Below are 23,307 nucleotides of genomic sequence, written 5' to 3' on the forward strand. Positions count from 1 at the left end.
AAGCTTGGGAATGCGCAGCTCGACGGTGCCCGCCCGTGTCTCCCAATCCCGGTCGCGATAGCCGTTACGCTGGGCCAGCCGGAAGCCATTCTTCTCGCCATAGGCCGCGCCGGTCTTCGTGCCGACCTCCAGCGCCATCAGCTTCTCGGCAGCAAAGCCGATCATCTCCCGCAGCAAATCGGCATCAGCGCTCTTCTCAACGAGTGAGCGCAGGTTCATCATGTCGTCGGTCATCGGTGGTGTCCCTCAGGTTGGCTCTAAGCAACCCGACCCTACCGGAAATCACCGATGGCTATGAAATCAAGCTACACCACTCCATGGGACACGATCTGCAAGATTTTGTTCACATCCATCGGACGATAGGCCGGATAGTGGCAATCGACCGTCTCACCGGCAAAGCACGCATCCAGTTTGCTCTTGATACAGCCTTCGAACAGCTCAGAACCGATGAATTCGGAAAGATGCCGGCCCACCAGTTCGATCGGCCTTGATTTCAGGTATTCGGAATTGGCTGCATTGCTATAGAGATAGCGGTAGTCGCGCGTAATGACGGCGACGCGGTCCGGCAGGCTGTCGAGGATCACGTCATTCAGAACATTATCCTCGTCGAAACTGGCAACCTCGCCTTCGTGCTCGTTCTTTCCCGTGGAAAATGCCATCAGCACCTCGGCCGCAGCCTCGCTGGCACCTCCGAAATAGCGATCGATCAGCGATGAGAGGGACGCGGAATTGCGCATCACCCGCGAGCGGTCATCCGATTCCTCACGGATGAGATTGCTCATGAATTGCAACTGCATGTACATTTCGAGAAGGCTGGTGGCTTTATAGGCCAGGATCGCTGTGACGAGCGGCTCCAATTCGCGATCGAGTGAACCGACGAGTTCATCATCGCCCAGTTTGATCGCCCGTTGAATCTGGGTGCATTTCATGGAGAAGGCATGAAAGAGTGCCAGCACAATTGCCCTCCTGTCCCTGCCCACAGGTCAGCCTCGGGCCTCATCCCGACGCTGTCATGACCAAGGATCTTCAGCCTGGCGTCCGCTATCTCGCCAAGCTTTCATGCAGTTGAGATAACATGACTTACCCTCACATTCAATCCTGGCGAAGTGAAGTTCTCGGAAAAGGCGAATTTCTTGAAAGGCAGGACTTACCGAAGGTCAAATTTTGAGCCTAATCGGGCTCACAGTGGCTCATTCTGCTACAAATTGCTTTATTTAAATAATTTCTTAAAAAGAGCCTTCTTGATATTCCACCGGTCGTGATACCACAACCATTGCTCGGGATATTCCCTCACCCAGCTCTCTACCTTGTCGTTCAGAATCTGCGCTGTCGCTGGCAGATCGAGATTGCCGCGCTCGTCCCGGGGCATCTCCAGCCTCGGTTCGATTTCCAGCCGATAACGATTGTCGGGCAGACGAATGCAGCGGGCGGGATAAACCTCGCAATCGAACTGACGAACCAGTTTCGGCAGCAAGGGATTGGTCTTGACGTCGCGACCGAAGAACTTTGTCCTCAGTCCCTTGCGAAACTTCTGGTCGACCAGCACGCCAACCCCGCCGCCGGCCTCCAACTGCCTAGCCAAGGTGAACGACGATCCCGCATGCGAGGGTACGAGATTGCCCATGCGTTTGGCGCGAAAGTCAAAAACCTTCTCTGCCACATAGGGGTTGTTCGGCGGACGGAAGAGCACGGTGACCTTCAGCCCGAAGGCTGCGCCTGCGACCGGCAGCAATTCGAAATTTCCCGTATGTCCGGTAAAGACGATGAACGGCCGCGGATTATCCCTGAGATCCAGAAAGATCGGAATGCCGGATACCTCGATGCGGCCCGGCTCCTTGCTGGATGGATCAAAATCGAATAGCCGATCGAGGAAGACATACTCCGCCGCCAGCCGCCCCATATTGCCCCAGCTCGCCAGGGCGATCTCGGCGATCTCCGCCTCGCTCTTTTCAGGAAAAGCGTTGTGCAGATTGGTCAGCATCAGCTTGTGCCGGCTCATGTGGGGCCCGATTTTCCGGGTGATCCAATCGGCAAAGTTGATGCCTCCATCGGCAGGAAACAGCTTCAGGAAATTCAGGAAGCCGAAGATGATCTGCGCGATCAGCCATTGGCGAAAACGCCGGACGGCAAGCACGATCCGGGTGAGGAAAAGCTTCACGCCGGTCAATCCATCTTGAGGATGATCTTGCCGAAGATCTGGCGCGATTCCATCCGCTCTAGCGCCCGGTCGATATCGCCAAAGCTTACTTCGGTGTCGATGACCGGATGCACCAGCCCCCGCGCCATCTTTTGCATGGCATTCGCCATGTTCTCCATGCGGCAGCCGAAGGAGCCGAGCAGCTTGAGCTGCTGCTGGAACAGCATCATCAGGTTCATGTCGGTGGAAACGCCCGAAGTCGAGCCGCAGGTCACGAGACGCCCGCCACGCTTCATGCACAGCATCGAGCCGGCCCAGGTGTCCTTGCCGACATGTTCGAAGACGACATCGACGCCCTTCTTCTTGGTCAGCTTGCGCACCACGCCTTCGAAACGATCCGTGCGGTAATTGATGACATGATCTGCGCCGAGCGCCTTGGCCTTCTCGATCTTATCGTCGGAACCGACGGTGGTAATGACGGTGCAGCCGATCTTCTTGGCGAGCTGGATCGCCGCCGTGCCGATGCCGGAGCCGCCGGCATGGACGAGGATCGTCTCACCCGGCTCGAGCTTGGCGTTATCGAACAGCATATGCTCGACCGTGCCGAAGGTGACGGGCGCTAGGGCAGCGCCAATCGCATCGACACCGGGAGGTGCCGGAACCAGCAGACGCGCGGGTAGGTTGACCTTCTCCTGCGCGAAGCCATCGAGATGGAAACCATGCACGCCGCCGACATGTTCGCAGAGATTGTCGCGGCCTTCGCGGCAGTGGCGGCAGAGGCCGCAGGTACGCGCCCCGTAGATCGACACGAGCTGACCGGGCAGCACGTTGGCAACGCCTAGCCCGATCGCTTCGACGACACCGGCCGCTTCCGCGCCGATCACGAGCGGCATCTTGCGCTTGGCGAACGCCATACCGCGCCAACCCCAGACATCGATATGGTTGAGGGCGACCGCTTTGACGCGCAGGGTCACTTCACCCGCACCCGGGGCCTCTGGCTCCGGCAGATCGGTGATCTCAAGTTTGCGGTCGTCGATCAATTGCAAAGCGCGCATGGCAAAATCCCCCGCCCCTCGGGCGCAGTAATGTCTTTTTCTTCGAAGGTCCGATTAAGCCGGTTCAAGCGCCATGACAAGGCTGGCGTTCTGTCCGCCGAACCCGAAGGAGTTCGAAAGAATGGCGCCCACCTGCTTTTCGCGCTTCTTGTTCGGCACGACGTCGAGAATGATCGACGGATCGGGATTGTTGTAGTTGATGGTCGGCGGCAGCGTGCCGGTGAGCATCGTCTGCAGCGAGAACACCGCTTCCACCGCGCCGGCCGCGGTCAGGGTATGACCGATCATCGACTTGTTCGATGACACCGGGATCGTCGGCAGCCGATCGCCGAAAACGGCGGACATCGAACCGTATTCCATTTTGTCGTTTTCCGGCGTCGACGTGCCGTGCGCGTTGATGTAGCCGATATCGGTCTCGGCCATTCCAGCGTCGGCAAGAGCAGCGCGGATCGTCGCGATTGCCGGGCCGCCATCCGGCGACGAGCGAGTGCGATGGAAGGAATCCGCCTTATCGCCAGCGCCCTTCATGATGCCAAGAATCTTGGCGCCGCGGGCAAGTGCGGACTCTAGCGATTCCAGCACCAGCGTTGCGGCACCTTCCGCGATGACGAAGCCGTCGCGATCCTTGCTGAAGGGTTTGGATGCCTTGGTCGGCGGGTCATTCTGCGTCGACAGCGCCGAGAGCAGCGAAAAGCGGATCAGCGCTTCGGCGCTAAGCGACCCATCCGTCGCGACCGTCAGTGCCCGCGCCGTTCGGCCCTGGCGGATTGCCTCGATACCGAGCTGGATTGCCGTCACGCCCGATGCACAAGCGGTCGACAGAGTTACCGGCAGGCCGCGCGTGCCGAAACGATCGGCAAGGCGCTCTGAAATGGCGCCGAATAGGGCTGCCTCGTGGAACGCGGGATCGGGGCGCTCACGCATGGCTGCAAGGAAGCGCTCATAGGCATCGGCCGGATGATCTGATGGCGGCGAGCGGTCGGCCAACTCGAAGCGCGCGCTCCATTCCGGCTCGATCGGCGGTGCCGCAAGGAAAAGCGGCCCGTTGAAATCACCGGAAAGTCCGGCCTGGGCGAGCGCCTCGATCGTGGTCTCGCGAGCGAAGGCATAGGAGCGCTCGACGGCGTTGGGTGCCGGGATATCGATGAAATCCACCGTACCGGCGATACGCGTCGAAAGGCCGTCGGTCGGGAAGCGGGTGATCCCGTGGATGCCGGACGTGCCCGAAGAAAGCGCATTCCAATTGTCCTGCAGCCCTTGGCCGAGTGACGTGATGATGCCCATGCCGGTAACGGCGACGATCGGGCGACCGAGATGATCCTTGTAGGCGGATGCGGTCATGATCCTAACTCCTCACGCTTCGGCGGAAAGTACAGCGACGCCTTCGCCACGCACATGTCCGACGGTCGTCACAACCGCTTTCCGTGCGCCGGCGTTCATGGGCTTTTCATGCGTGGCGTCGAACGGCGGCACCTTGGCCTTGTTGGCGACCGCCAGAGCGGCAAAGGCGAGCCCAAGCGGAAACTGGCCCTCAAGCCCGTGCCCGGAAAGGCCGGCATAGCCGCGAATGGCCGATGCGGGTAATTGCTTTTCCAGAACGGCCTTCTCGCGCGTGGCGAGATCGGGTATTGCCGTCGTCCCGCAGAAGATGACGGTGTTGTCGCCCTCGCCGTCCTTGGCAGACGCGAGCAAGCGCTCCAGACGCGCCTCGAACTTGCCGCTGTCGCGGCTGCCGCGATCGCCTTCGATGGCGTCGATTGTTGCATAAATGCGCGCGCCACGGCCTTCGGCATGAGCGCGCGATTCAAGCACGAGGAAAGCGCCGAGCGAACCCATGATCATGCCGCCACCGTTTTCCGGCTTGCGGGACCAAAGCGGATGCCAGTCGCCGATCGCATGCGCGTTCACGGATTCGATCAGCAGTATCATGTCCTGGCGTTCGGCCGAAAACGCGCCGCCGACCAATGCATGGCTCGATTCGCCCGACTTGATGCGATGAAACGCAGTTTCCACCGCTGAAATACCGGCAGCTTCCTCGCCCATGAAAGTCCGCGACGAACCCGTGACCTTATGGACGATGGAAATATTCCCGGCGAGCAGATTGGAGAGCTGTGCGAGGAACAGAGTCGGACGGAGCTCGGTGGTCAGCTTCTCGTTCAGAAGCAATTCGCGGTCGTTGCGCTTCAGACCTTCGTTAACGATCAGCGTGTCGACATTGATATCGCGCTCGCCGCCGCCGGCGGCAACGATCATATCCATGCTGCCGCAAGCTTCGAGATCATCCTTGAAGCCTGCATCATCCAATGCCAGGCCGGCGGTGAAGACGCCGATGCGCTGCCAGTTTTCCATCTGGCGCTGATCGCCACGCTTCGGGATCTGCTGCGACCAGTCGATCTCCGGCAGCGGATGTACGGGATAGGGCTTGAATTTCTCGGTTTCGACGGTGGTCGGCGGCACCTTGTCCGATGTCAGCAGGGCGACATGCGCATCCTTGCCGACACCCTGACAGGTGACGATACCGATACCCGTGATCACCACATCATTCTGAGCCTTGCTCATTCATCAATCCTCTTAGAATGCCGCGCCATGCAAGCCGGAAACGTCAGCCATTGGCGGCGATGGCGTCGAGAAGCCCGACCTCGCCTGCCCGCTTGCGCACGATATCGGCGAGCGGCACCTCATTAAACGGCATGGTGCGCAGCTTCAACTGCGCATCGCAGATCTTCTTGCCGGCAATAGTGATCCGCGCCTTCGTCACCGCGAAGCCCGAGCCGTCATGCTCCAGTTCCGCCTCGATGTCGAGTTCGGCTTCCGGTTCGACGAAAGTGCGCATCTTGGCGCCGTCGACCGACATCAGGAATGGCATATAGGCGAATTTTGTTGCCGCGAGCACCAGCATGCCCGACGCCTGCGCCATGGTCTCGATCAGCAGGACACCGGGAACGAGCGGCATGCCCGGAAAGTGACCTTCGAAAACGGGGCTCTTGGCCGGGACGACCGAATGCGCCTTCAAAAGACCCTTGGACAGATCGACCGACTCGACCCGGTCAATCATCTGGAAATATTCCAGCAGCATTAACGCCTCCGATCCAACCCGGTGACGCGGTGTGGCCCGGGCAGGATACGATAGTTAAGAATGAAACCGCCCGGCCGCTATATTCAAGGGCGGCTGGGCGTCAAAAAAAGCAAGAACGATGCTCAGCCCTTGGCGGCGCGCAATTCGTCGATCTTGGCGCAGAGATTCTTGAGGACAAAGTATTCCTCGGTCGAAACCTTGCCTTCGTTGACCTCTTGCGTCCACTGTTCCAGCGGAATCTTGATGCCGAATTCCTTGTCGATGGCAAAAACGATGTCCAGGAAGTCGAGGCTGTCGATGCCGAGGTCGTCGATCGTGTGGCTCTCTGGGGTGATCGTCTCACGGTCGATTTCGCTTGTTTCAGCGATGATGTCGGCAACTTTGTCGAATGTAGCAGTCACGCCCATACCTCTTGAAATGACAATTCAACCCTCCTCATAGGGAAATCCATTTCAAAAGCCAATGGTTTCCACCTGAGACCCCAGTAATTTGGCGAAGCACTGTTGCCTAAACAGCAAAGATACTTCCGGTGCACAATTGCCGGATAGGCGCCGGCATGCGAGCAAGATACGGCAGTATTGCGGCGGCGATCACTCGCTGATGATGATGCGGGTGTTTCTCAATCCCACCTGCGATGCCATCGAGAAGAACGTGGCGGCATTGCGCGGTTCAAGACGTACGCAGCCGTGCGACGCAGGCTGGCCGAGATGCCTCAGTTCGTAGGTGCCGTGCACCGCGTAGCCGCCATTGAAGAAGACGGCATAGGGCATCGGCGCATTGTCGTATTTCTTCGAGCGATGATCGCGCGAGAGCCACGTCGCTGTATAGGAGCCAGTCGGGGTGACATAACCTCTGCGCGCCGTCGATACTTTCCAGCGATACTTGAAAACGCCATCTTCGGAAACGGTCATCGTCTGCGACCGAACATCAACATTGGCGAGAACAGTTCCAGCCTGTGCTGTTACAGCATGAAACTGCAGGAATAAACATGCAGCAGCGGCTGCCACTATCCGTTTCATCTTGCGCCCCTCCATCGTTTGCTTCTTTTTGAAACAATTCCGATGGAGGGAAGAAGTATCAGCTCTCTGATTATACTAGATTAATACAGATAGTGAGCAATTCGTTAACGTGAGCCCAATCAATCACAGCAGCAACAGGAAGACCGCAAAGGCGACGAGTGTCAGCATGGTGCATGCCGAGTAGAAGATCGAGATGCCGCTGTCGACATCATTGACGGTCGCTATATCGCGGCCGGAACCGTTGATCATCGGTTCGCGCACGACCTCACCGCCATAGACGCGCGGCCCGGCAAGTTGGATATCCAAAGCGCCGGCCATCGCCGCCTCCGGCCGGCCGGAATTCGGCGAGCGATGCAATCCCCCATCACGAACCGCAACGCGGATCGTATTGCCGAGTGCTGAAATCCCTTTCTTGGCGAGTGCGCCGGCGGCAATAAGCAGGATCGACAGCCGCGCCGCCGGCCAGTTGGCGACGTCGTCCAGCCGGGCGGCGGCCCAGCCGAAATCGATATAGGTCTCGGATTTATGGCCGATCATCGAATCAGCGGTATTCAGCATCTTGTAGACAAACAGGCCCGGCAAGCCGAAAACGGCATACCAGAGCGCCGGTGCCACGACGCCATCGGAAAAATTCTCCGCAAGGCTCTCGATCGCGGCGCGGCAGACGCCGGGCTCGTCCAGCGTTTCAGGATCGCGGCCGACAATGCGCGATACCGCACGGCGTCCGCCATCCAGTCCCTCGCTGCGCAACGCCTTCGATACCTCGCCCACATGATCGGCCAGGCTCTTCTGTGCCAGGAAAATCGCCACCAGGCCCGCCTCGACAAGGATGCCGAGCCAGCCGAAGAAGCCGAGCAGCCCATGTGCGGCCCAGCCGGCAATGACCGCCCCGAAAAGCAGCGCGATGATCGACATCACGCCATTGCGGCGGCGCGTCAGGCCCGGCAAATCCCTGAGATTGAAATGGCGGTCGAAAAAGGAAATCGCCTTGCCGAACAGCACGACGGGATGTGGCAGGCGCCGCCACAGCCAATCCGGATCGCCCATGAAGCGGTCCAACAGCAATGCCAGAACGAGGATGAGCAAATGTTCGTCTATGATCATATCGAATAAGCCTCAAGTGCCCCGGCAAGCCTGCGATCCACCACCTCGTCTGGAGCAAGGCCAAAGCGCAGCCAATTTGGCGCATAGTCGAACTTGCGGACGAGAATATGATGGCGGCAGAGATGCGAATATATGTCGCTTGCACGATCATCGGCGACAAGCGCAAACAGCCCCGTGCCACCGGCCACCTGAAGCCTAGCTCGGCGAAGGACCGCATCCAGCGCCGACCTGCGATCGGAAATGCGGTTGCGAATGGTGGTTGTGTCGCCCGCCATCGAAGAGGCGGCCAGTGAAAGCGCCGGCCCGGAAACGGCCCACGGTCCGAGCCAATCCTCGAAACGCTCTAAGAGCGAAACCTGCGCGATAACGAAGCCGAGGCGCAGACCGGCCAAGCCGAAGAATTTGCCGAAGGAACGAAAAATGATGAGGTTCGGCATGGAGGACGCATAAGGCGCAAGGCTGCTTTCCGGCTCCATATCCCCAAACGCTTCGTCGACCACCAGTATGCCGCCACGCCGCTGCAGCCGGTCATGCAATTCCCGCAGCCGGCCGACGGACAGCATTCGGCCATCCGGATTGTTGGGATTGACGGCGATGACCAGCCCCTGTTCGGACGTGAGATCATCGACACCGGTAATCTTGAAGGCCGGCATACCGGCAAGCGCGAAGGCGCGGGCATATTCCCCATAGGTTGGCGACAGGATGGCCACACTGCCTGCCGATCCAAGCCGCGGCAGTAGCTGGATCGCCGATTGCGTACCGGGGATCGGCAATGGCAGGATATCGCCGCTGCGATAATAGGCCCGCGCGACCTCCCTCGCCCGCTCCACCAGATGCTGATCCGGCAGCCGATGCCATGCCGAAACGGAGATGTCCGGCAACGCAATGGGATTGGGATTGATACCGGTTGACAGATCGAGCCAGTCCTCTGGCCGCCCGCCATAGAGACGAGCCGCCGCCGTGATGCCGCCGCCGTGTACGATCCTGTTCGTCATGCGGCCTCACCGGCAAGATCGATCAGATGCATGTAGGAGCCGGCGACATTGCCACGCTGCAGACCGGCCGTGCCGAGATCGGCCCCGAGCGCGTCTTTGGCCGCAAACAGCCGATCGGCCGTGCCTTCGGAGACGATGGTCGAATAATGAAATTCATGCGCTGTCATCGGCCGATCGAAGAACGAACCGTCAAGCGGCACCACACGCCGATAGCCGAGATGCCTCTGGCGCTTCTCATAACTGGTGACGACAGGCAGTAGCCCAAGCATTTCATGTCGCATGCCGGTGGCATCCACCAAGCCATCGCCGAGCACCATGTAGCCGCCGCACTCGCCATAGATTCGCACACCCCGCGCGGCGGCGGCCTTCATTGCCTCTTGAAAACGGGATGCCGTCGCAAGCCTGCCCGCATGCAATTCCGGGTAACCACCAGGCAGATAGATGGCGTCGGCATCGTCAGCCGGCGCTTCATCGGCAAGCGGCGAGAAAAACGAAATCTCCGCCCCGCGCCGGCGCCAGCCGAGCAGCATATGCTCATAGCAGAAGGCAAAAGCGATATCGCGCGCCACGGCAATGCGCTGCCCAAACGGCATCAAACGGGCGATGTTGGCGGCCGATGGCCGGATGATATTCTGGTGTGCGGCCCGCAGCAGCAGTCCGAAATCGCATGCTTTGGAGATCGTCTCCGCCGCGTGTTCGATAAACCCCTCCAGCCCGGCATGTTCTCCGGCCTGCACCAGCCCGAGATGCCGCTCCGGCAGCGTCAGCTCCTTGTCGCCGCGAATGACGGCAGCCACGGGAATGCGGACGGCTTCCAAGGCGCGACGCAGCATCGCCTCATGCCGGTCGCTGCCGACGCGGTTGAGGATGACGCCGGCGATACGAACATCGGCGCGGAAATTGACAAAGCCTGTGACGAGCGCAGCAATCGACTGCGACATCCGCGATGCGTCGACCACGAGCACGACGGAAAGCCCAAGGAAGGCGGCAAGATCGGCCGGCGTACCCGAACCATCCGCCGCACCGTCGAACAAACCCATCATGGCTTCGATGACCAGCATCCGCCCGCCGGCGCGATGCAGCGCCGAATTGGCGGAAATCAACTCGGGGCGCATCGCCCATGGATCGAAATTAAGACAGGGCGAACCGCTGGCCGCAGCAAGGAAAGCAGGGTCGATGTAGTCTGGTCCTGCCTTGCCTGGAGCTACCGCAATTCCCCGTTTTCGCAGCGCGCGCAAGAGACCGAGCGTGACCGTGGTCTTGCCCGAACCGGAGGACGGCGCGGCAATCAGCAAGCCGCTCATGCCGGCACCTTGTGACCCGCCCCCGCCCGCACGTCCGTTTCCGGCAGAAGCTTACGGCCGGACAGAGCGCCCAACCAGTCGAGGGAAGGCCGCAGCTTGACTACCTTGCCGACGACGACGATCGCCGGCGGTTCCATGCCGGATGCAGCGACATCGGCTTCGGCCTGACCGAGTGTCGTCTCTAGCACCTGCTGCGCTGGCGTCGCGGCATTGCAGACGAAGGCGACCGGCTCATCGGCCGAACGGCCGGCGGCGATGAGATTGGCGCTGATCTGCGCAATATGCTTCATCGCCATATACATGACGATGACGGGTGAACCCTTGCCGATCGCTTCCCAATTGATCGCGTCCGGCACGACACCGGAGGAATCATGACCGGTTAGGAAGGTAACGGCATGATTGACGTCGCGATGGGTGACAGGGATGCCGGCATAGGCGAGGCCGCCGATGCCGGCGGTAATACCCGGTACGATCCGGAACGGAATCCCGTGTTCGACCAGCATCAGCGCTTCTTCGCCGCCCCGCCCGAACACGAAGGGATCGCCGCCCTTCAGCCGCAAAACGCGCTTGCCCGCCCGCGCGAGCTCGACAAGACGCAGGGAAATATCCCGCTGCTTGGCGGACGGCTTGCCGCCGCGCTTGCCTGCATATTCCAATATCGCACCGGGATGGGCGAGTTTCAGGCAGTCCTCGTTGACGAGCGCGTCGTGCACGATGATATCGGCCTCGGCCAGTCCCTTCGCCGCCAGTAAGGTCAAAAGCCCGGGATCACCCGGCCCGGCGCCGACAAGCCACACGGAGCCCGGCTCCAGCGCCGGCAGATTGGAAAATGCAGTATCGTTCATCCCACCTGTCCTATGCCCGGATGGCCAAAATTGCAATCTTGAGAATGGGATAAGGCCCTTCCGGCTTCGAGTCTCATTTCCCTGCCGTGATGATAGGGTAGATCAGCTCGCAGCAGCAGCAACGCTGCGCTATTCACTTTCCCCAGGGCGACGAAGACGTCGGAAGGAAGAGCCGATGCATCGCTGGAAATCTCTGACTCGAATTGTCAGGACGCCAGTACAACAACTTGATAATATTAAAAAATAGACGATCCTGCAGACAGGAAGCTTCCGGAGAAGGCAGAACAGCCGCCCTCTCCGAATCTGCGTCAGTGGTTCGCCTTGCCGAGAATCACATCGCGGATCAGGTCGATGACCGCTTGCGAGCGGATGCCGGTGCAGACGATCTGGGTCGGCAGATTGTCCCATTCGTTCGGCGGGAAATGTCGGCCGTTCGGCTTGACGATTGTCTGGCCGTCGGCGATGCCGCCGCAGACGACGCGAACCGAACCCTCGATAGTATCGAACAATTCCGGCGCCACGACATAGACGCACGCACAGCTATCGTGCACCATCATGCCGTCATCCACTGCATGGCTGTAAAAGTCGATATAGGATTGCGACAGGTCAGACAGCAATTGCACGGACGGGCCGCCGGCCTTCGCCATGTCGGCGAGATAGCTGCGGCTCATCGTCGTAACCGCGGTCACGTCGAGGCCGACGACCACGACTTTCCAGGCTGCGGTCATGACAGCATCCGCGGCTTCCGGGTCGCCGTGAATATTGGCTTCCGCCACCGGCGTGACATTGCCCGGAACATAGAAATTGCCGCCCATGATGACGACGTCTTTCACCTGCTTGGCGATCTCCGGATCGTGCTTCAGGGCCAGTGCCAGATTGGTCATACGGCCGACAGCGACAAGGGTCACCTCGCCCGGATTGGCGCGGACCGTATCGATGATGAACTGGTGGGCCGGACGCGGATCGGTCGACAGATCGATCGTTTCCGGCACTTCGATATCGCCAAGACCATTGCGGCCATGCACGAAGGTAGGCCAATCCCGTTCCCTTCGCGATGGATCGAACGTAACGCTGGCGCCGCGGGCAACCGGGCACGCAATGTTCCATTCGCGCTTCAGAAACAACGCATTGCGCGTCGTCGTGTCGACGGAAGCATTGCCGAACACCGTGGTGACGCCGAGAAGATCGATATCCGAATGGCGATGCAGGAAGAGAAGCGCCATGGCGTCATCGACGCCAGGGTCCGTGTCGTAAATGACCTTATGCATGATTTTTCCTTATTATCCTTTTGATCACCCTGATCTTATCCAAAGACTGCCCGCAGTTTTTGGGATCATGGCACGAACTCGCCGCGACGCATACGAGCAGCGACCGGCGAAATGCCTCACCATAGCCGCAGCTGCCATTTCTGCAATATCGGACGCAATCTCACGCGAATTCGTCACAAACTGCGAGAAATCGCGGCCGAGGAGTCAGAAAATCAGCCGATTTTCGCAATTGCGGCGGTGGCAAAGCCGGACTTGATTTTCGGAAGAACAAGCTCCGCGATAGGTCCGGCGGCCGCCAGCGCAGCGGCTTCGGCGACTCCGTGGCAACCGACGCGAGCAAAGACGAGCTCGGACGGGTTCTTCAGGCGAGGCGTCTCGCGCTCCAGCGTTGCGGCGTCAAAAAAACGCAACGGCAGTTGAAGATGAGCAGCCGTCTCCAGGATCGCCGGCTCGTTGCTCCGCGTGTCGATAGAGGCGATTGTCAGTACCTGCGTGACCTCTATCCCGCTGTCCCGCAAGGCCCGTTCGGCAAGCAGGCGCACATCGTTCCAGTCCGTACCGCGCTCGCAGCCGAGGCCGAGGATGTAGCGGCGGGCAATAGGTTCAAGATGTGTCGTCATGTGGGGGCCTCAGCGACGGCAATTATAGTCAGGCACGGCAAAAACGCACTCACCTGACCATCTACAGAATCATTCCCCTGGCCGTCAATTTCGCCCGGTGTGTCCCTACAGCCATTGCCCTAATGTAATCGCAGTGCAAGAAGACGTACCAAATCACACGCCTTCGAGTTCTCGCCTTGCAAGACATCACCCTTCATCTGCTGCTTCTGCTCTTCGCCGCCGCCTTCTTCGCCGGTTTTGTCGATTCCATTGCCGGTGGCGGCGGATTGATTACCGTGCCAGCCATGCTGCTTGCCGGCATTCCGCCGTTACAGACGCTCGGCACCAACAAGGTGCAATCGATCTGCGGCGCCGCCTCCGCGACTATCGCCTATGCCCGCCAAGGCCATGTGCAGCTTCGCACGCAATTGCCGATGGCGCTGATGGCGGTTGTCGGCGGCATGCTGGGCGCAGCACTGGCGACGATCATGCCCGGCGATGTCCTGCGCATCATCCTGCCGTTCCTGTTGATCGCCATCGCACTTTATTTCGCCTTCAAGCCAAATCTAAACGATGTCGAAAAACATGGCCGCATGAGCGCAACGCTTTTCGGTTTCACGTTCGTGCCGCTGATCGGCTTTTACGATGGCGCCTTCGGCCCCGGGACGGGCTCGTTCTTCATGCTCGCTTTCGTCACACTCGTCGGCTTCGGCATGCTGAAGGCGACGGCGCATACGAAGCTGTTGAATTTCGGTTCCAACCTCGGCAGCCTGATCGTCTTCATCTTCTCCGGCGCCATTCTCTGGAAGGTCGGCCTGACCATGGGGCTTGGGCAGTTCCTCGGCGCCCAACTCGGTTCAAGGCTTGCCATGCGCATCGGCGCGAAACTGATCAAGCCGCTGCTGGTGGTCGTCTGCATCGCCTTCGCCATCAAGCTGCTGGCCGACCCGACCAATCCCGTTCGCGTCTGGCTGGGGTTCTAAAACGGGCGGCTTTGATTACCTGCCACGTAATTGATAGTGCTGAAGGGCTCACCCATGATCGCTTTGCCTGAACGGTTCAGGCGATCCAAAGGAGTTGACCCGATGACCGATGCAACAACCATTGCCGAACGCTATCTCGCCGTCTGGAACGAAACCGACGCTGAACGGCGCCGCGCCCTCATCACTGAGGCTTGGACGGAATCCTGCACCTATGTCGATCCGCTGATGCGCGGCGAAGGCCATGAGCAGATCGATGCGCTGGTCGCCGCCGTGCATACCCGCCTTCCCGGCTTGCGCTTCAAACTCGCCGGCCCGGCCGATCGCTACGGCGACAACCTTCGTTTCTCCTGGAGCCTTGGCGCGGAAGGCGATGAGCCTCTGATCAAGGGCACGGACTTCGCCATCCTCGACGGCGAGCGGCTGAAAACGGTTCACGGCTTTCTCGATCAGGCCCCGGCCGCCCTATGATGATGCCCGGCCGCTCTCTTGGCGATTACCTGCGCGAATGGCGGCAGCGCCGCCATTTGAGCCAGCTCGAATTTGCCCTCGAAGCTGAGATATCGCAACGGCATCTCAGCTTTATCGAGAGCGGACGCGCACTTCCAAGCCGCGAGATGCTGATCCATCTTGCGGAACGGCTCGGCGTGCCGCTCCGCGAACGCAATCCGATGCTGTTGGCCGCCGGCTTCGCGCCGGTCTTCCCGGAACGCTCGCTGGACGACCCGGCTCTAGCTCCGGCACGCCGAGCCATCGACGTCATTCTAAAGGGCCACGAACCCTTTCCGGCGCTTGCGATCGACAGGCATTGGACCCTGATCGCCGCGAATGACGCGGTTGCGCCCCTGCTCTCCGGCGTCGCCGATGTCACATTGCTCGAGCCGCCGGTGAATGTCCTGAGGCTCAGCCTGCATCCGCAGGGCCTTGCACCGCGTATTTTCAATCTCGCCGAATGGCGCGCACATCTGCTGGAAAGGTTGCGCCAGCAGATCATTGCGACCGGCGATCCAGTGCTCTCCGATCTGCTGAAGGAACTCTCGGCCTATCCCGCACCGACCGCGCATAGGCCAAGCTCGCTTAACCGCGACTATGCCGGTATCGCCGTACCCCTGGAGCTTATCACCAACGCCGGACGCCTCTCTTTCATTTCGACAACCACCATCTTCGGCACGCCCGTCGATATCACCCTTGCAGAGCTGGCGATCGAATCCCTTTTCCCTGCGGATCAGGCAACGGCCGAGGCGTTAAAAGAGATGGCGGCAGTCGCGCGGAGTAGCTGAAACCGTCTCAGCCACTAATCCAACACGAATTCCCCCACGTTCATCGCCACGCCATTGACCATCGCGTCGATCCGATGGAGCCCTGGATAATGCTTGCGTGTCGTCAGGTCATCCAGACGCAATGCTTTGGAAAATTGCGCCGTTTCGCCGGGCGCCAATGAAACCGATGTCAGCTTGAAGACCTTTGGCCTGGCCGAGCCGTTGGCCTTGACGAAATGCACGGCAAAATCGACCAACAGCGACTGCGCTGCGTCTCCGTCGTTGACGAGGGAAAAGCCGATGCGGACGATATTACCCATCTGCGCCTTTGCCGGAATTATTTGCGCGCTGCCGACACGAATGCCTTCGGCGGCGGAATAACCCATGGCGCCGATCGCGTCGGCTTCGCCACGCTTGACGGCGGAGCGCAGCGCATGACGGATCAGGCGCTGACGCTCCGCAGGCGCATCCACGCTCCAGCGGCGCACCGTGTCGATGAGAATAGAGGGATGATCCTTGCCGATATCGTTGAGATTGTTGGCAACGGAGCGGCGGACATAAAGCTCCGGATCGTCCTTCAGCAATTCCAACAGTTCAAGCACCGGCGCCGGATTGGTCTGGAAGGCGCGGAGCCGTTGTGCCCATGGAAGGCGTGGCCGAGTGCCTTCCGATACCAGACGCCGGACATGCACATTGGCGTCGCTGGTCCATATGCGTAGCCGCTCCAATGTCTCGTCCCGCCTTTTGTCGAGGAAGGTGCGGATGGAGAATTCGGCGGTAAAGCGCTTGGTCAGCTCATATTGCGCACGCATGGAAGACTCGAAATGTTCGATGCCGTTATCGGCGACGAAGATCGTGTGTGGCAGATAAAGAAACGGCGTCATGCCAAAATTATCGCTGCCGTCCATTTCCGGCCCCAGCGACCGAATGAGAATATCGACCGCCTTGGGATAGTCTCCGGGCAGAAACGCCTTGAGCATGCGCGCGATCGCCCGCCCGCGGTCCATCAATTCCAGCGGCTCATATCCGTCCAATGTCGCGGCGATGAAACCTTTCCGGTCGAATCCCGGATGCACCGCGCCGATCATATCGGCGATGCGGGCCGGCACTTCTGCGCCGAAACGATCCTTCAGGCGTTCAGCCATGCCTATTCCTCAAAAGCTCCGCAGTTGTTCGAAATGCAGCACGCTGGTGCCGGCATTGGCGGAATCGATCTGCATGTGATCGAAATAGTCAAGGCAATCCTTGCTCGCATGCACTTTCGGCATGGCCGCTGCCGCATCGGCATGGGAGCGCCACCAGATGACATCGACATAGCTGCCGTCTGAGCCGCGCACCAGTTCGCGGTTGAGATAGCCGGGCTGCCGCTTCAAAAAACGATCCTGCATTCTCGCAGCCGCTTCCAGAAGCGCGCCTTCGGATACGTCGGGGCGTAGCCTGAACGGCGCCCATTCCATAACTTTTCCCGTCATCGCCTTTTCCTCGGGCTGAGTTGGATGGGCGTGGTCTATTGCTTAATAGGACAGATAACGACATATTTCAGCCATGGCGCGCACGGCAGATGGAACAAGGCTGAACAGGCTTGAAGAGCTGAAAGGGCTGCTTCGCGAACGCGAGCATGCGACCGCTGCCGAGCTTGCGGCCGAGATGGGCGTCAGCCTGCGCACCCTCAATCGCGACATTGCGCTATTGCGCCAGAACGGCCTGCCGATCGATGCAGACCGCGGCCGTGGCGGCGGCATGCAATTGCACCGTAGCTGGTCGCTCGGCAGGCTGCATCTCGATCATCTCGAAACCATCGATCTGCTGCTCAGCATCACCATCGCCGAAAAAGTCGGCTCGCCCTTGCTGTTGCAGCATCTCACATCGATCAAGCGCAAGGTCTCCGCCACCTTCGCTGAAGGCTATCAGGGCCGCATCCGAGACCTGCGGCGCCGGATTATCGTCGGCGCGCCGGCAACGCTCAACGTCGTCAACAGCTATGTGCCGCCAAGCCGAGCCAATCTTGCGCTGATATCGCAAGCCTTCTTCGAACAGCGGCAGGTGATCATCGACTACGAGGCTGGCGACGGCGTTGTCACCAGCCGCCGAATCGAGCCGCAGTTCCTCTATTTCAATGCGCCGGTCTGGTATCTCATCACCTGGGATCACCTGCGTGACGACATCAGAACTTTCCGCGTCGACCGCATCCGCTCTGCCGAACTCCAGCAGACAACCTTTCGCATCGGCGACCCGAAGATCTACATCGCCGCCGCCGACCGAAGCGCCTCTCTGCTCTAGTCAGAATTCGACGCCCGGCTGTCCCTTGATGCCGGAGCGGAACGGATGCTTGATCAGCTCCATCTCGGTGACAAGATCGGCAATCTCGATCAATTCTTCCTTGGCGTTACGGCCGGTCAAGACAACATGCGTCATGTACGGCTTTTCGGTTTTCAGGAAGTCGAGGACGTCATTGATATCGAGATAATCATAGCGGAGCGCAATGTTGATCTCGTCGAGAAGCACCATCGAGTTACGTTCGTCGCGGATCAACTCCTTGGCCTTCTCCCAGGCAGCGCTGGCGGCAGCCACGTCACGGGCACGATCTTGCGTCTCCCAGGTGAACCCCTCGCCCATGGTGTGAAACTGGCAGATATCGGAGAAATGCTTTTCGATGAGATCGCGCTCGCCGGTCCACATCGCGCCCTTGATGAACTGCACCACCGCACACGGCTTCCCATGGGCGATGTGACGGAAAATCATCCCGAAGGCGGCCGACGACTTGCCCTTGCCCTTGCCGGTATGGACGATGATCAGCCCCTTCTCGTCCGTTTTCTTCGACATGATCTTGTCACGCGCGACCTTCTTCTTGGCCATTTTCTCCGCATGACGGGCTTCATCGTTCTTCGGTGCTTCAGTGCCCGTTTCGGTCGTCTCTTCGCTCATTCGGTCCTCCCTGGAATTGTCGATTTCTGCGCCAGTGGTCCGCCTCGCCAAAGGTAAAGCGCCACCAGCGGTGTTTCCTCGGTTCGCATGGCATGGCGAATATCCGAGGGATGATGAATGATTTCGCCCGTCCAGCGCGGCAGGAAGGCTTGGCTGTCCTTGCTCCACAGCGAACCGTCGGTCAGCGGAATATAGATTTCCTCGGCGATATGATGGTGATCCGGATAATGCACATCCGATCCGAGCAGCAGAAAGCCGCCGGCCATGTCATTGCTGACAAAGTGGCCGCGCGTCCCAAAAAGCTCGACCCAGCCATATCTCTGCAGAAAATCGGCGCCGAAGTTGGCAATGCTGTAGGTCTGCGCCCAGTGCAATCCGCTTGCCGCACCCGCAAGGCTGGAAAACAGCTCACCTTCTGCGGCGTCGGCTGGCCGGCGGACTAAATTCAGATAATCTACGACCGGCAGACTGTGCGCCGCAAGCGGCCGCTCCTCCATCCGCCAATCAAAACCTTCGACGAAACGCTTCAATAGCGGATCGCTCCGCGAAGCGACGTAGCGATGGAAAACCTTGAGAAGATCGTCGACCGCGCTCAAGCGACGATCTCTTTATCGCCGGTCAAAGTCTCCAGATCGAACCGCGCCGAATTGCTGCGTGGCGTCCAGAGCCGCCGATCGATCGCTTCGAGCAGACGTTCTTTCATCTCCTGCAAAGCGGCCGGATTCTTCTCCGCCATGAAATCGCGCACCGTGGGATCGACGACAAAAGCCTGATAGACCGCCTCGAAATGATGATTGCGCACGGCGCCTGTCGTCGCCGCGAAGGCAAAGAGGTAGTCGACCGTGGCTGCTATTTCAAAGGCGCCCTTATAGCCATGGCGCATGACGCCATCGATCCACTTCGGATTGACGACGCGGCCGCGCACGACACGGCCGATCTCCTCTTCCAGCGAGCGGATGACCGGCTTTTCCGGTCGGGAATGGTCGTTGTGATAGATCGACGGACGAGCGCCCGCGAGCTGCTCCGCTGCAGCCGCCATCCCGCCTTCAAATTGATAGTAATCGTCGCTGTCCAGCAGGTCGTGCTCTCGATTATCCTGATTCTGCACGACCGCTTGAATCGAACGTAGCCGCTCCTCGAACACGCCGCGTTCGGCTTTCCCGTCCTCGCCTGCGCCATAGGCGTAGCTGCCCCAGACGAGATAGGCCTCCGCCAGATCGGCGCGCCTCTCCCAACCCTTTTCGTCGATCAGCGCCTGCAATCCCGCTCCATAGGCCCCGGGCTTCGAACCGAAGACGCGGTAACCGGCCCGCCGGCTCGCCGATGTCTCATCCAGCCCAGCGGCTTCCAGCCGCGCAATCTCGCCGCGCATACGGGCCGCAATGGGATTGTCAGTGGTATCTTCATCCAACGCCCCAACCGCGCGGACCGCTTTGTCGAACAGCGCAATCTGCTCTGGAAAAGCATCGCGAAAGAAGCCGGAAATGCGCAGCGTCACATCGACACGCGGCCGCCCGAGCTTTGCCGGCGCGATAATTTCATAGCCGGTAACCCGCCGCGAGGTCATGTCCCAGACCGGCTTGACACCGATCAAGGCTAGCGCCTGGGCAATATCGTCGCCGCCGGTGCGCATATTCGACGTGCCCCAGGCCGTCAGCCCGAAGGAAACCGGCCACTCACCGTGATCCTGCACATAGCGGCGCATCAGCAGCTCGGCCGATTTCTTGCCCAGCTCATAGGCTGCCGGCGTCGGGACGGCGCGGCTGTCGACGGAATAGAAATTCCGACCCGTCGGCAAGACATCCGGCCTGCCGCGCGTCGGCGCGCCCGATGGACCTGGTGGCACGAACCGGCCGTCGAGGCCCTTCATAAGAGCAGCAATTTCGGCGTCGCCACAGGCAAGTATCGAAGGCTTGAGCCGAGATTCGATTTCGGCGAGGACGGTGTGGGTTTGTGGCCAGTCTTCGGGACATGCGATTTCGCCGGCGACGAAGCTCGTAGCCAGGAGTTCGATACGCTCGACCGTATCGCCCTGGGTGCGCCAGGGAGCGTCGGAAATGTCGGCGAGAATATCGGGGCGCGGGCCGGTCCATGCTGCGGCCATATCGCGATCCAAAGGATCGAACGGTACATGCGGAGAGATACCCCCCTCTGTCAGCTTCGCTGACATCTCCCCCAGGGGGGAAATTGATGGGAGTATGCCGCTCTGCTCGCCCAAAACATCACGCATAGCGTCAACAGCTTCGATGTTTGTTTGATACGACGGGATGCTGCAGGTTAACCCTTGTGGGGGAGATGTCGCGAAAGCGACCGAGGGGGGGTGGGGGCAAACGGCAAACTCGGATGATAATGTGAGTCCTGCATCCCGCGCGATCGCCCGCTGCAAACTCTGATCGCCACCCTCGCCCAAGCCACGCGGTACACGCGCCAGCGCCACCGTCAAATCCGTCAGCAGCCGTCCGGATGGCGAGACACCGAAGATGTGCAGCCCGTCCCGGATCTGCATTTCCTTGAGGTCGCAGAGATAGGCATCGAGCTTCTTCAACGCCTCATCCTCGCCCTCGCCCTTGGCAATACCGGCGTCCTGATCGAGGCCGATATCGGTGACCAGATCGAGAATTTGTTTGCGCAGCAGCCGAATGCGTCGGGGATCGCCGCCGGAGGCCTCGTAATATTCGTCCACCAACGCTTCGAGGTCTTTGAGCGGGCCGTAGCTTTCGGCGCGGGTCAAAGGCGGGGTCAGGTGGTCGATGATCACGGCGCTCGTGCGGCGCTTGGCCTGCGTGCCCTCGCCGGGGTCGTTGACGATGAAGGGATAGAGATGTGGCAACGGCCCGAGGATCGCTTCGGGATAGCAGGTTTCCGACAGCGCCAGGGCCTTGCCCGGCAACCATTCGAGATTGCCGTGCTTACCCATATGGATGACGGCATGCGCGCCGAAGGACTGACGCAGGAAGGCATAGAAAGCGAGATAGCCATGCGGCGGCACAAGATCCGGCGAATGATAGCTTTCCTTCGGATCGATGTTGTAGCCGCGCGCGGGCTGGATGCCGACTAGCACGTCGCCGAAGCAGGTGAAGGGCAGTGCAAAGGCACCCTCGCGAACATAGGGATCGCTCTCCGGATCGCCCCAACGTACAGCGATCTCTTCCTGAATCTGAATGGGAAGAGACGAGAAGAAATCCTTGTATTCCCTTATGGAAAGCGCCTCGCGCACGATCCTCCCGTCATGACCGGAATTGGTCGGGCCATTCATCAGGTGCCGCATCAGCGCGTCGCCATCGGCAGGCAGGTCGGCAACCGGATAACCCGCCGTTTGCATCGCTTTCAGCACTTCCATCGTGCCCGCCGGCGTATCGAGCCCGACGCCATTGCCGAGCCGTCCGTCGCGGTTCGGATAATTGGCCATGACAAGCGCCACGCGCCGGTCTTGCGGCTGCGTTTTGCGCAGACGCGCCCAATTGGCGGCCAATCGGGCGGTGTACCGCATGCGGTCCGCTGCCGGCTCGCTCGCAACGATATTGGCCTCGACACGATCATCATAACGTGCCGCCGCCTTGAACGAGACGGCGCGGGCAAGCACGCGCCCATCCACCTCCGGCAGCGCGACATTCATGCCGAGATCGCGCGCCGATAGCCCTTGTGATGACGTTTCCCAAGCTTCTCTGGAGGATGCGGAGAAGATCGCCTGCAGCACAACGGCGTCGCTCGCCTCCAACACGGTTGGCTGGCGATCCGCACCCGGCGCCGAAACGGCAAAACCGGTGGTGTTGATGACAACATCCGGCTTCAGCTCGGCAAAAACGCTTTCGAGAATGCCGACTGAAACGGGATCCTTGAGACTATAGGCAAACACCGGCAGCGGCCGCATGCCCTCGGCAACAAGAGCCTCGATCATGGCTTCGACCGGCTTGGTTTCACCGCTCTGAACAAGCGCACGGTAGAAAGAAATGGCGACGGTCGGAGCGTCGAGTCCCGCTATCTCCGAACCCGTGATCGCCCGCTCACCCGGCGCTATCGCGCCACCCTCTCCCCGCTGGGGCGAGGGTGAGGATGCCGCACTCTCTATTTTCCCCTTCTCCCCTCGGGGAGAAGGTGCCCGAAGGGCGGATGAGGGGGCGCCTCCGCACGGCTCGGAAAACGTCCTCCACTCCTCGACCCCGATCACACCCCTGCGTGGCCACCAGATTCCCGCTTTCATCAACGGAGCTGCCGGCGCCGGCTTCTCGGCGCCCGATAGCATCGCCCCGGCATAACCGAGAAAGTCACGCGAATTGGCGTCGCCGCCTTCGATCAGATAGGACCACAGCGCATTGAGATCCTCGAGCGCGACATTGGAAAACGGCGTCAGCCCCGGATCGGGCTTCGAATCCCCCGGCAAAACGGCGATGAAAGCGCCGTTGCGAACGGCGCTGGCATGCAGCGCCTCCAGTGCATAATGAAAATAACTGGCACCGCCAAGTGCCCGCACGATGATCAGCTTCGCATGCCGCGCCGTCCGTTCGATATAAGTGTCGACGGACATAGGATGCTTGAGGCTCATCAGGCTTGCGAGCCGCAAGGAATGTGCGGCTCCCCCCTGCCCATAGGCAGCGGCTATCGCCGCAAGCTCGGTATCGGCGGCCGACAGAAACAGGATATCGCCCGGCGACTGACCGAGATCAATCGCCTCCTCGCCGTCGCTGATCGTTCCTTTTTGAGCTAGAAGGAGATGCATGCCGCCCCAATTCGTTTCGTTTAT

At 60.2% G+C, this 23,307-nt stretch carries 24 protein-coding genes; 4 read left to right on the forward strand and 20 right to left on the reverse strand.

Features of this window, described 5'->3' with window-relative positions; genetic code table 11:
• The 15 genes from K290_RS0112315 to K290_RS0112385 all read right to left on the reverse strand — a co-directional run.
• Nucleotides 1-234 (reverse strand): transposase (locus K290_RS0112315; protein ID WP_028752210.1); only part of this gene is annotated, 234 nt, incomplete at its 3' end.
• A gap of 71 nt (nt 235-305) precedes the next feature.
• Nucleotides 306-956, reverse strand: a complete 651-nt coding sequence (locus K290_RS34140) for a PAS domain-containing protein (RefSeq protein ID WP_154668591.1) — start codon at nt 954-956, stop codon at nt 306-308.
• A 254-nt stretch (nt 957-1,210) separates the two neighbouring features.
• The gene (locus K290_RS0112325; RefSeq protein WP_028752211.1) at nt 1,211-2,158 is read right to left on the reverse strand and encodes a lipid A biosynthesis lauroyl acyltransferase; all 948 of its coding nucleotides are present in this window, start codon (nt 2,156-2,158) and stop codon (nt 1,211-1,213) included.
• A gap of 5 nt (nt 2,159-2,163) precedes the next feature.
• On the reverse strand, nt 2,164-3,192 hold the full coding sequence (locus tag K290_RS0112330) for a zinc-binding dehydrogenase (RefSeq protein WP_028752212.1): 1,029 nt from the start codon (nt 3,190-3,192) through the stop codon (nt 2,164-2,166).
• Nucleotides 3,193-3,246: 54 nt separating this feature from the next.
• Nucleotides 3,247-4,533: a beta-ketoacyl-ACP synthase gene (locus K290_RS0112335; protein WP_028752213.1), complete on the reverse strand. Its 1,287-nt coding sequence runs from the start codon at nt 4,531-4,533 to the stop codon at nt 3,247-3,249.
• Nucleotides 4,534-4,545: 12 nt separating this feature from the next.
• A complete protein-coding gene (locus K290_RS0112340) occupies nt 4,546-5,751 on the reverse strand; it encodes a beta-ketoacyl-ACP synthase (protein WP_028752214.1) in 1,206 nt (401 codons plus the stop codon).
• Between the two features lie 43 nt (nt 5,752-5,794).
• On the reverse strand, nt 5,795-6,268 hold the full coding sequence (locus tag K290_RS0112345; protein WP_028752215.1) for a 3-hydroxyacyl-ACP dehydratase FabZ family protein: 474 nt from the start codon (nt 6,266-6,268) through the stop codon (nt 5,795-5,797).
• Between the two features lie 122 nt (nt 6,269-6,390).
• Complete coding sequence (locus tag K290_RS0112350; protein WP_003495848.1) at nt 6,391-6,675, reverse strand: acyl carrier protein; 285 nt, start codon at nt 6,673-6,675, stop codon at nt 6,391-6,393.
• Between the two features lie 183 nt (nt 6,676-6,858).
• On the reverse strand, nt 6,859-7,287 hold the full coding sequence (locus tag K290_RS0112355; RefSeq protein ID WP_028752216.1) for a L,D-transpeptidase: 429 nt from the start codon (nt 7,285-7,287) through the stop codon (nt 6,859-6,861).
• 123 nt (nt 7,288-7,410) lie between these two features.
• A complete protein-coding gene (gene cbiB, locus K290_RS0112360; protein ID WP_028752217.1) occupies nt 7,411-8,391 on the reverse strand; it encodes an adenosylcobinamide-phosphate synthase CbiB in 981 nt (326 codons plus the stop codon).
• Nucleotides 8,388-9,386, reverse strand: coding sequence for a threonine-phosphate decarboxylase CobD (gene cobD / locus K290_RS0112365; protein WP_028752218.1), 999 nt, complete (start codon nt 9,384-9,386; stop codon nt 8,388-8,390). The genes cbiB and cobD overlap by 4 nt, the downstream gene beginning before the upstream one ends.
• Nucleotides 9,383-10,690: a cobyrinic acid a,c-diamide synthase CobB gene (locus K290_RS0112370; RefSeq protein ID WP_028752219.1), complete on the reverse strand. Its 1,308-nt coding sequence runs from the start codon at nt 10,688-10,690 to the stop codon at nt 9,383-9,385. The genes cobD and K290_RS0112370 overlap by 4 nt, the downstream gene beginning before the upstream one ends.
• Entirely contained in the window at nt 10,687-11,535 is an 849-nt protein-coding gene (gene cobA, locus K290_RS0112375) for a uroporphyrinogen-III C-methyltransferase (RefSeq protein WP_028752220.1), read from the reverse strand. Before cobA ends, K290_RS0112370 begins: the two co-directional genes overlap by 4 nt.
• A gap of 308 nt (nt 11,536-11,843) precedes the next feature.
• Nucleotides 11,844-12,803 (reverse strand): nucleoside hydrolase, encoded by a 960-nt coding sequence (locus K290_RS0112380; protein ID WP_028752221.1) that lies wholly within the window; start codon nt 12,801-12,803, stop codon nt 11,844-11,846.
• A 212-nt stretch (nt 12,804-13,015) separates the two neighbouring features.
• Entirely contained in the window at nt 13,016-13,423 is a 408-nt protein-coding gene (locus tag K290_RS0112385; protein WP_028752222.1) for a cobalamin biosynthesis protein, read from the reverse strand.
• A gap of 176 nt (nt 13,424-13,599) precedes the next feature.
• Here K290_RS0112385 and K290_RS0112390 point away from each other — a divergent pair, with 176 nt between their 5' ends.
• The 3 genes from K290_RS0112390 to K290_RS0112400 all read left to right on the forward strand — a co-directional run bounded on the left by K290_RS0112390 (nt 13,600) and on the right by K290_RS0112400 (nt 15,662).
• Complete coding sequence (locus tag K290_RS0112390) at nt 13,600-14,385, forward strand: TSUP family transporter (RefSeq protein WP_028752223.1); 786 nt, start codon at nt 13,600-13,602, stop codon at nt 14,383-14,385.
• A gap of 102 nt (nt 14,386-14,487) precedes the next feature.
• A complete protein-coding gene (locus K290_RS0112395; RefSeq protein ID WP_028752224.1) occupies nt 14,488-14,853 on the forward strand; it encodes a nuclear transport factor 2 family protein in 366 nt (121 codons plus the stop codon).
• Complete coding sequence (locus K290_RS0112400; protein WP_028752225.1) at nt 14,850-15,662, forward strand: helix-turn-helix domain-containing protein; 813 nt, start codon at nt 14,850-14,852, stop codon at nt 15,660-15,662. The genes K290_RS0112395 and K290_RS0112400 overlap by 4 nt, the downstream gene beginning before the upstream one ends.
• Before the next feature lie 14 nt (nt 15,663-15,676).
• Here K290_RS0112400 and K290_RS0112405 read toward each other — a convergent pair whose 3' ends face one another.
• On the reverse strand, nt 15,677-16,786 hold the full coding sequence (locus K290_RS0112405) for a DNA alkylation repair protein (protein WP_028752226.1): 1,110 nt from the start codon (nt 16,784-16,786) through the stop codon (nt 15,677-15,679).
• 9 nt (nt 16,787-16,795) lie between these two features.
• On the reverse strand, nt 16,796-17,113 hold the full coding sequence (locus tag K290_RS34145; RefSeq protein ID WP_154668592.1) for an antibiotic biosynthesis monooxygenase family protein: 318 nt from the start codon (nt 17,111-17,113) through the stop codon (nt 16,796-16,798).
• Nucleotides 17,114-17,186: 73 nt separating this feature from the next.
• Between K290_RS34145 and K290_RS0112415 the strand changes: the two genes are divergently transcribed.
• Nucleotides 17,187-17,921 (forward strand): helix-turn-helix transcriptional regulator, encoded by a 735-nt coding sequence (locus K290_RS0112415; RefSeq protein ID WP_028752227.1) that lies wholly within the window; start codon nt 17,187-17,189, stop codon nt 17,919-17,921.
• On the opposite strand, the gene cobO is transcribed toward K290_RS0112415, so the two are convergent.
• Genes cobO through cobN form a run of 3 tightly spaced genes read right to left on the reverse strand, consistent with a single transcriptional unit; the run spans nt 17,922 to nt 23,283 of the window.
• The gene (cobO, locus tag K290_RS0112420; RefSeq protein WP_028752228.1) at nt 17,922-18,566 is read right to left on the reverse strand and encodes a cob(I)yrinic acid a,c-diamide adenosyltransferase; all 645 of its coding nucleotides are present in this window, start codon (nt 18,564-18,566) and stop codon (nt 17,922-17,924) included.
• Nucleotides 18,563-19,162 (reverse strand): dimethylsulfonioproprionate lyase family protein, encoded by a 600-nt coding sequence (locus K290_RS0112425; RefSeq protein ID WP_028752229.1) that lies wholly within the window; start codon nt 19,160-19,162, stop codon nt 18,563-18,565. Before K290_RS0112425 ends, cobO begins: the two co-directional genes overlap by 4 nt.
• On the reverse strand, nt 19,159-23,283 hold the full coding sequence (gene cobN, locus K290_RS0112430; RefSeq protein ID WP_028752230.1) for a cobaltochelatase subunit CobN: 4,125 nt from the start codon (nt 23,281-23,283) through the stop codon (nt 19,159-19,161). The genes K290_RS0112425 and cobN overlap by 4 nt, the downstream gene beginning before the upstream one ends.
• Nucleotides 23,284-23,307 lie beyond the last annotated feature (24 nt).

The sequence above is a fragment of the Rhizobium leucaenae USDA 9039 genome (assembly GCF_000426285.1).
In the GTDB taxonomy this organism is placed as follows: domain Bacteria; phylum Pseudomonadota; class Alphaproteobacteria; order Rhizobiales; family Rhizobiaceae; genus Rhizobium; species Rhizobium leucaenae.

What these genes read in the sequence shown, in the direction of transcription:
- cobO (WP_028752228.1), bottom strand. Translation starts at nt 18,566, where the DNA reads ATGAGCGAAGAGACGACCGAAACGGGCACTGAAGCACCGAAGAACGAT.
- cbiB (WP_028752217.1), bottom strand. Translation starts at nt 8,391, where the DNA reads ATGATCATAGACGAACATTTGCTCATCCTCGTTCTGGCATTGCTGTTG.
- cobA (WP_028752220.1), bottom strand. Translation starts at nt 11,535, where the DNA reads ATGAACGATACTGCATTTTCCAATCTGCCGGCGCTGGAGCCGGGCTCC.
- K290_RS0112345 (WP_028752215.1), bottom strand. Translation starts at nt 6,268, where the DNA reads ATGCTGCTGGAATATTTCCAGATGATTGACCGGGTCGAGTCGGTCGAT.
- K290_RS0112395 (WP_028752224.1), top strand. Translation starts at nt 14,488, where the DNA reads ATGACCGATGCAACAACCATTGCCGAACGCTATCTCGCCGTCTGGAAC.
- K290_RS34145 (WP_154668592.1), bottom strand. Translation starts at nt 17,113, where the DNA reads ATGACGGGAAAAGTTATGGAATGGGCGCCGTTCAGGCTACGCCCCGAC.
- K290_RS0112335 (WP_028752213.1), bottom strand. Translation starts at nt 4,533, where the DNA reads ATGACCGCATCCGCCTACAAGGATCATCTCGGTCGCCCGATCGTCGCC.
- K290_RS0112370 (WP_028752219.1), bottom strand. Translation starts at nt 10,690, where the DNA reads ATGAGCGGCTTGCTGATTGCCGCGCCGTCCTCCGGTTCGGGCAAGACC.
- cobD (WP_028752218.1), bottom strand. Translation starts at nt 9,386, where the DNA reads ATGACGAACAGGATCGTACACGGCGGCGGCATCACGGCGGCGGCTCGT.
- K290_RS0112350 (WP_003495848.1), bottom strand. Translation starts at nt 6,675, where the DNA reads ATGGGCGTGACTGCTACATTCGACAAAGTTGCCGACATCATCGCTGAA.
- K290_RS0112340 (WP_028752214.1), bottom strand. Translation starts at nt 5,751, where the DNA reads ATGAGCAAGGCTCAGAATGATGTGGTGATCACGGGTATCGGTATCGTC.
- K290_RS0112380 (WP_028752221.1), bottom strand. Translation starts at nt 12,803, where the DNA reads ATGCATAAGGTCATTTACGACACGGACCCTGGCGTCGATGACGCCATG.
- K290_RS0112330 (WP_028752212.1), bottom strand. Translation starts at nt 3,192, where the DNA reads ATGCGCGCTTTGCAATTGATCGACGACCGCAAACTTGAGATCACCGAT.
- K290_RS0112355 (WP_028752216.1), bottom strand. Translation starts at nt 7,287, where the DNA reads ATGAAACGGATAGTGGCAGCCGCTGCTGCATGTTTATTCCTGCAGTTT.
- cobN (WP_028752230.1), bottom strand. Translation starts at nt 23,283, where the DNA reads ATGCATCTCCTTCTAGCTCAAAAAGGAACGATCAGCGACGGCGAGGAG.
- K290_RS0112400 (WP_028752225.1), top strand. Translation starts at nt 14,850, where the DNA reads ATGATGATGCCCGGCCGCTCTCTTGGCGATTACCTGCGCGAATGGCGG.
- K290_RS0112385 (WP_028752222.1), bottom strand. Translation starts at nt 13,423, where the DNA reads ATGACGACACATCTTGAACCTATTGCCCGCCGCTACATCCTCGGCCTC.
- K290_RS0112415 (WP_028752227.1), top strand. Translation starts at nt 17,187, where the DNA reads ATGGCGCGCACGGCAGATGGAACAAGGCTGAACAGGCTTGAAGAGCTG.
- K290_RS0112405 (WP_028752226.1), bottom strand. Translation starts at nt 16,786, where the DNA reads ATGGCTGAACGCCTGAAGGATCGTTTCGGCGCAGAAGTGCCGGCCCGC.